At 71.8% G+C, this 7037-nt stretch carries 6 protein-coding genes; 2 read left to right on the top strand and 4 right to left on the bottom strand.

The annotated features are described in order from the left end of the window. Window positions 1–560, top strand: a 560-nt coding sequence (locus CKO43_RS24370) for a molybdopterin-binding protein (protein WP_242481360.1), incomplete at its 5' end; no start/stop codon positions are given. 1 nt (window position 561) lies between these two features. Here the strand turns inward: CKO43_RS24370 and CKO43_RS24365 are convergent. The 4 genes from CKO43_RS24365 to CKO43_RS24350 all read right to left on the bottom strand — a co-directional run bounded on the left by CKO43_RS24365 (window position 562) and on the right by CKO43_RS24350 (window position 6167). Then, window positions 562–3636: an efflux RND transporter permease subunit gene (locus CKO43_RS24365; protein WP_200232291.1), complete on the bottom strand. Its 3075-nt coding sequence runs from the start codon at window positions 3634–3636 to the stop codon at window positions 562–564. A gap of 13 nt (window positions 3637–3649) precedes the next feature. Beyond that, window positions 3650–4798: an efflux RND transporter periplasmic adaptor subunit gene (locus CKO43_RS24360; protein ID WP_200380282.1), complete on the bottom strand. Its 1149-nt coding sequence runs from the start codon at window positions 4796–4798 to the stop codon at window positions 3650–3652. A gap of 100 nt (window positions 4799–4898) precedes the next feature. After that, entirely contained in the window at window positions 4899–5336 is a 438-nt protein-coding gene (gene rnhA / locus CKO43_RS24355) for a ribonuclease HI (protein WP_200232289.1), read from the bottom strand. Beyond that, the gene (locus tag CKO43_RS24350; protein WP_200380281.1) at window positions 5337–6167 is read right to left on the bottom strand and encodes a class I SAM-dependent methyltransferase; all 831 of its coding nucleotides are present in this window, start codon (window positions 6165–6167) and stop codon (window positions 5337–5339) included. On the opposite strand from CKO43_RS24350, the gene gloB reads away from it, so the two are divergent. Further along, window positions 6168–6938 carry a hydroxyacylglutathione hydrolase gene (gloB, locus tag CKO43_RS24345; protein WP_200380280.1) on the top strand — a complete coding sequence of 257 codons (771 nt, stop codon included), beginning with the start codon at window positions 6168–6170 and terminating at the stop codon, window positions 6936–6938. Window positions 6939–7037: the final 99 nt, after the last annotated feature.

Raw genomic sequence — 7037 nt, 5'->3', positions numbered from 1 at the left:
ACCTGGGTTCGGTGCGCGACGACCCGCAGGCGCTGGCCGCCGCGCTGGCCGCGGGCGCGTCCTGCGACGCCGTCGTCGCCTCGGGCGGCGTCAGCGTCGGCGACGCCGACCACACACGCGCCGTCTTCGAAGCCGCCGGCGAGGTGCTGTTCTGGCGCCTGGCGCTGCGCCCGGGGCGGCCGATGGCGATCGGCCGCATGCGCGGCGGCGCGCTGCTCTTCGGCCTGCCGGGCAACCCGGTGGCGGCGATGGTGTGTTTCCAGGTGCTGGTGCGCGACGTCCTGCTGCGCCTGGCCGGCGCGACGCCGCGGCCGCTGCCGACGCTGGTCGCACGCGCGGCGGTGGCGCTGAAGAAGCGCCCGGGCCGCACCGAGTTCCAGCGCGGCATGCTGCGCCGCGGCGCCGACGGCGAGTGGGAGGTGCTGCCCACCGGCGACCAGGGCTCGGGCCTGCTCAGCAGCATGAGCCGCGCCGACGGCCTGATCGTGCTCGCGCACGAACGCGGGCCGGTGGCGGCCGGTGAACGTGTCGAGCTGCTGCCGTTCGAGGCCCTCGACTGACTCAGCTCCGAGCCGCCTCGGCCGCCGCTTCCGGCTCCTCGATCTCGCCCGGCACCCGGCCGCGCGCCAGCAGCGTGTAGACCGTGGGCACGACGAAGATCGTCAGCAACGTGCCCAGGCTCATGCCGCCGACGATCACCCAGCCGATCTGCTGCCGGCTCTCGGCGCCGGCGCCGCTGGCCAGCGCCAGCGGCAAGGCGCCCAGCACCATCGCGCCGGTGGTCATCAGGATAGGCCGCAGCCGCAGACTGGCGGCTTCGATGACGGCCTCGCGCAGCTCGTGCCCCTGGCGCCGGAGCTGGTTCGAGAACTCGACGATCAGGATGCCGTGTTTGGTGATCAGCCCGACCAGCGTCACCAGCCCGATCTGCGAATAGACGTTGAGCGTGCCGCCCGACAGCCGCAGCGCCAGCAGCGCGCCGACGATGGACAACGGCACCGCCAGCAGGATCACGAAGGGGTCGATGAAGCTCTCGAACTGCGCCGACAGCACCAGGAAGATGAACAGCAGCGCGAGCACGAAGACGATGGCCAGCGCGCCCGAGGAGGCGCGGAACTCGCGGCTGACGCCGTTGAGCTCGGTCGCGTAGCCGGCCGGCAGCACACGCTGGGCGGCGCCGTCCATGAAGGTCAGCGCCTCGCCCAGCGAATAACCGGGCGCGAGCGAGGCCGTGATGCTGACCGAGCGCCGCTGGTTGAAGTGGTTCAGTTCGCGCGGGCTGACCGACTCGCGCAGGCTCACCAGCGAGGACAGCGGCAGCATCGCGCCGCCGGCGCTGCGCACGAAGAGCTTCTCGATGTCCTGCGGCGACGCGCGGCCGGTGGTGCCGGTCTGCAGGATCACGTCGTACTGCTCGGCGTCGCGCTTGTAGCGCGTGACGTTGCGGCTGCCGAGCATGGTCTCGACGGTGCGCGCGACGGCGTCGACCGAGACGCCGAGGTCGGCCGCGCGCTGGCGGTCGACGTCGAGGTAGATCTCGGGCTTGTTCAGTTGCAGGTCGCTGTCGACCTGCACCAGCCCGGGGTTGTTCGCCATCTCGGCCATCAGCGCCTGCGTCGCGTGCGCCATGTTCTCGTAGGAGTCGCTGCTGACGACGACGAAGTTCAGCGGCCGCTCGCGAAAGCCCTGGCCCAGGCTGGGCGGCGTGATCGGGAAGACGGTGATGCCGGGCAGCTGCTGCACCTGCGGCAGCAGCGACTGCGCCAGCTGCTGGGTGCTGCGCGTGCGGTCGTCCCAGTCGACGGTGCGCATCACCGCCGAGCCGCTGGACACCTGGCCGCCGCCGACGAACATGAAGCGCCGGTCGAACTCGGGGTACTCGGCGGCGATCGCGTCGAGCGCGTCGAGGTAGCGCGCGGTGTACTCCAGCGTCGAGCCGTCGGGCGCACGCACCGGCATGATGATGACGCCGCGGTCCTCGATCGGCGCGAGTTCGCTCTTGGCCGTCAGGAACAGCGCGGCGCTGGCGCCGCCGCAGGCGAGCATCACCGCGACGACGAGCCAGCGTGCGTTCAGCGCCAGCCCGAGCGCACGTGCGTAGGCCCGCGTCAGCGCGTCCAGGCCGCGCTCCATCCAGCGGTCGAAGCGGGTCGGCTTGGTCTCGTGGCGCAGCAGCTTGCTGCACAGCATCGGCGTCAGCGTCAGGGCGACAAAACCCGAGACCAGCACCGCGCCCGCCAGCGTCAGCGCGAACTCGCCGAACAGGCGCCCGGTGCGCCCCGGCGTGAAGGCCAGCGGCGCGAACACCGCCGCCAGCGTCAGCGTCATCGCGACGACCGCGAAGCTGATCTCGCGCACGCCCTTGAGCGCCGCCTGGAACGGCGTCAGCCCGTCCTCGATGTGGCGGAAGATGTTCTCCAGCACGACGATGGCGTCGTCGACGACGAGGCCGATCGCTAGCACCAGCGCCAGCAGCGTCAGCGTGTTGACCGAGAAGCCGGCGACCGCGATCAGCGCGAAGCTGCCGACCAGGCTGACCGGAATCGTCACCAGCGGGATGAAGGACGCACGCAGCGTACGCAGGAAGACGAAGACGACGAGCGCGACCAGCACCACCGCTTCGGCGATCGTGTGGTAGACGGCCTTGATCGAGCGGTCGATGAAGACCGAGTTGTCGTTGGCCAGCGTCGCGCTGACGCCCGGCGGCAGCTCGCGCTGGAGCTCGGGCAGCAGCGCGCGCACGCCGGCGGCGACGTCCAGCGGGTTGGCGGTGGCGTTGCGGATCACGCCGGTGCTGATCGACGGCGTGCCGTTCAGGCGCACGCGCGAGCGTTCGCTGGCCGCGCCCTCCTCGATGCGGGCGACGTCGGCCAGCCGCACCGTGTAGCCGGCGACCGTCTTCAGCGCCACCTGCTCGAACTGCGCGACGGTGTTCAGGTCGGTGCGTGCGGTGACGTTGAACTCGCGCTGGCGGCTTTCGATGCGCCCGGCCGGCACCTCGAGGTTCTGCGCGCGCAACGCCTCCTCGACGTCCTGCACCGTCAGCTTGTAGGCGGCGAGGCGGTCGGGGTCGAGCCAGACGCGCATCGCGTAGGCGCGGTCGCCGCCGATCTGCACGTCGGCGACGCCGGGCACGGTCTGCAGCCGCGGCTTGATGACGCGGTTGACGACGTCGGTCAGCGCCAGCGGGTCGACGTTCTCGCCCGAGTAGGCGATCCAGATCGTCGGCGTGGCGTCGGCCTCGACCTTGGCGATCACGGGCTCGTCGACGGCGTCGGGCAGGCGCCCGCGCACCCGCGAGACGCGGTCGCGCACCTCCGCGGCGGCGGTGTCCGGGTCCTTCTCGAGCTTGAAGCGCACCGTGATCTGGCTGCGCTCGGTGCGCGAGATCGAGGTCATGATGTCGACGCCGTCGATGCCGGCGATCGAGTCCTCGAGCGGTTTCGTCACCTGGGTCTCGATGACCTCGGAGGCAGCGCCGACCAGCGTCGTCGAGACCGTGACCACCGGCTCGTCGATGCGCGGGTACTCGCGCACCGTGAGCTCGCGGAACGACACCAGCCCGACCAGAACCAGCAGCAGCGACATCACCGTCGCCAGCACCGGGCGGCGGATCGAGATTTCGGACAGACGCACCGGCTGTCCCCCTTCAGGCCGCGGCCGAGGCGGCCGCGGCGGGTGCCGACGCCGCCGGCGCGCCGCCGGCAGCGCGCAGCTCGACGACACGCACCGCCGGGTTGCTGCCGCGCAGCCGGGTGTGGCCGGCGGTGATCACCGCGTCGCCGTCGGCCACGCCGTCCAGCAGCTCGACCACGCCGGGCCGGCGCATGCCGATGCGCGCCTCGACACGTTCGGCGTGCTGGCCGCCGCCGGGCGCCGCGACCACCTTGAAGACGTACTGCCGGCCACCCTCGGGCACCAGCGCCTCCTCGGGCACGACGAGCGCGTCCTCACGCACCGAGAACACGACCCGCGGGCGCGCGAACATGCCGGGCTTGAGCACCGCGCCGGTGTTGGCCACACGCGCCCGCACCAGCACCGCGCGGCCTTCGGCCTCGACCTGCGAATCCAGCGCCTCGATGCGGCCGGTGAAAGCCTTGCCCGGCAGCGCGTCGAGTTCGAGCTGCACCGCCTGGCCGGCCTTGAGCCGCGGCAGGTAGCGCTCGGGCAGCGTGAAGTCCACCGACAGCGAGGACAGGTCGTCGAGGTTGACGATGTCAGTGCCGGCCTGGACGAAACCGCCGACGTCGATGCGGCGGATGCCGGCGGTGGCGCCGAAGGGCGCGACGATGCGCATGCGCTGCACCTCGGCGCGGGCGAGCGCGACCTGGGCCTCGGCGACGTCCAGCGTCGCGACGTTCTGGTCGACCGCGCTCGCGCTGATGAAACCCTGAGCCAGCAGCTCGCGGCTGCGCGCCAGGTTCGTGCGGGCGATGTGCGCCTGCGCCTGCGCCTGACGCAGCTGCGCCTGCTGCAGCGTGTCGTCCAGCTGCACCAGGGTCTGGCCCTGGCGCACCTGCTCGCCGTTGCGGAAACCGAAACCGGCAATGCGGCCCGAGACCTCGGGCCGCAGCATCACCGTCTGCGCCGCACGCAGCGAGCCGACGGCCTGCACCTCGTCGACGAGACGCATGCGGCGCACGCGCGCGACTTCGACCGCGGCGACCTCGGACTTCTTGGCGTCGGCGCCGGCGGGCGCGGCCGACGCCGTGGCCGGTGCACGCTGCTGCCACCACCAGGCGCCGCCTCCGGCCAGCGCGATGCCCAGCACCGCCGCAATCGTGTGAACCCGCTTCAAACCGCTGCACTCCGTCGAAAGGCAAACCGCCGAATGTAGCGTTTCGTTGCGACAGTCTCCCGATCGGGTGGCGCCATTCGGCCCGGGCGCAGCGGGTGGATCAACGCCGGGCCGTTTCGCAGCCGCGGTTGGCGAGCGCGTCGGCGCGCTCGTTGCCCGGGTCGCCGGCGTGGCCGCGCACCCAGTGCCAGGACGTGTCGTGCGAATTGGCCAGCGCCTCGAGCTGCTGCCAGAGTTCGGCGTTTTTCACCGGCTTCTTGTCGGCGGTGCGCCAGCCGCGCTGCTTCCAGCCGTGGATCCAGCTCGTGATGCCGTTGCGGACGTATTCGCTGTCGGTGTAGATCGCGACCTTGCAGCGGCGCTTGAGCGAGGCCAGCGCCTGAATCACCGCCATCAGTTCCATGCGGTTGTTGGTCGTCAGCGGCTCGCCGCCCCAGAGTTCCTTCTCGTGCTCGCCGCTGCGCAGCCAGGCGCCCCAGCCGCCGGGCCCCGGATTGCCCTTGCAGGCGCCATCGGTGTAGATCACCACTTCGTTCATTCAGATATCCGCTTCCGCCGGCTCGCGGTTCGCGACCGCAGCCGTCGCCGCCTTCACGCGGCGGCGTTCGTTCTTCAACAGGCCGACCAGCCGCATGCCGCGCACGCGTTTGACGGCCACCAGGAAATAGGCCGCGCCCAGCACCGGCCACCAGCGGTCGCCCACCGGGTCCATCCAGGCGAAACGTTCGAGCCAGCGCTCGGACGCCAGCGGCGGCCGGTAGCAGCCGAAGCGCCCGCTCTCGATGTGAAAGCCCAGCAGCCGCAGCCAGTCGCGCAGCCGCCAGTAGCCGATGAACTCGCCGGCGCGCGGCAGATAGGTCGGCGTGCCGCGGCCCAGGCCGACGCCGCGGCGCGCATGGCCGGCGCGCTGGCGCAGCGCCCACAGGCTCGCCGGGTTCAGCCCCGAGATCACGACCCGGCCTTCAGGCACCAGGATGCGCTCGACCTCGCGCAGCAGCTGGTGCGGGTCGCGCGCGGTTTCCAGCGCGTGCGGCAGCACCACCAGGTCGACGCTGTGCTGCGGGAACGGCAGCGCGTCGAACTCGCAGTACAGTGCCACCGGCGCCGGCAGCGTCGTGATCAGCGCGTCGCGCGGCGGCGGCAGCTCCAGCGGCTCGGGCGGCGCGAGCGTGCCGCAGGCCACCCAGCGGTGTGGCATGCGGTTGGCCCTCAGGCCCTGGATCTCCGGCAGCCCCAGTTGCAGCGCGTGGAAACCGAAAGCATCGGTCACGGCGCGGTCCAGACGGTCCTGCTCCCACTCGAGCAGATAGCGGCCGGCCGGGGTTTTGAGCCAGACCCCCAACTCTATAATCGACTGGTCGCGCGTCATATGAAACTGGTCGCCCTCCCCGCCTTTGCCGACAACGTCATCTGGATGCTGCACGACGGCCGCGATGCCGTGGTGGTCGATCCGGGGGACGCGGCGCCGGTGGCGGCCGAACTCGACGCCCGGGGTTTGCGCCTCGGCGCGATTCTAGTGACGCACCACCACCCGGACCACGTCGGCGGCATCGCCGCGCTGCGCGCGCGGCTGGCCGGCCCCGTCTGGGGCCCGGCGCACGAAGACATCCCCAGGCCTTTCCTGCCGCTGGCCGAAGGCGACGCCGTCGACGTGCTGGGACAGCGCTTCGAGGTGCTGGACGTGCCCGGACACACCGCCGGCCACATCGCCTACGTGCAGGCCGGCGCGGCCGCGCAGCCGCTGCTGTTCTGCGGCGACACGCTGTTTTCCGCCGGTTGCGGGCGCCTGCTCGAAGGCACGGCCGCGCAGATGGCGGCCTCGCTGGCCAAGCTCGCCGCGCTGCCCGACGACACCCGCGTCTGCTGCGCCCACGAATACACGCTTTCGAATCTTGCCTTCGCCGCCGCCGTCGAACCGCACAATGCGGCGATCGAGGCCTACACTGCGCTGTGTCAGTCCCGCCGCGCCTCGGGTCAGTCGACACTTCCGTCGAAGCTGGCGACCGAGCGCGAGGTCAATCCCTTCCTGCGTTGCCGCGAGACGGCCGTCGTGGCCGCCGCGTTGGCGCAGGGCTCTCGTTCCCAGCACGAAGTCGACGTATTCGCCGCTCTGCGGGACTGGAAGAACCGTTACCGATGACTCCTCCGACGACTTCGCTGCGCCGCGCCTGCGCCGCAGCCGCAGCCCTGCTGGCAGCCGCCCTCGCCGGCTGCGCCGCCACCCCCCCGCAGGCAAGAC

Origin of the sequence: Rubrivivax gelatinosus (assembly GCF_016583785.1) — a bacterium.
Taxonomy (GTDB): Bacteria; Pseudomonadota; Gammaproteobacteria; order Burkholderiales; family Burkholderiaceae_C; genus Rubrivivax; species Rubrivivax gelatinosus_B.
The sequence above is the reverse complement of the archived record's forward strand: the minus strand, read 5'-3'. Positions and strand labels throughout refer to the sequence as shown.

Excerpts from the sequence above, each read along its gene's own strand:
- rnhA (WP_200232289.1), bottom strand. The coding sequence starts at position 5,336 with ATGAACGAAGTGGTGATCTACACCGATGGCGCCTGCAAGGGCAATCCG.
- CKO43_RS24350 (WP_200380281.1), bottom strand. The coding sequence starts at position 6,167 with ATGACGCGCGACCAGTCGATTATAGAGTTGGGGGTCTGGCTCAAAACC.
- gloB (WP_200380280.1), top strand. The coding sequence starts at position 6,168 with ATGAAACTGGTCGCCCTCCCCGCCTTTGCCGACAACGTCATCTGGATG.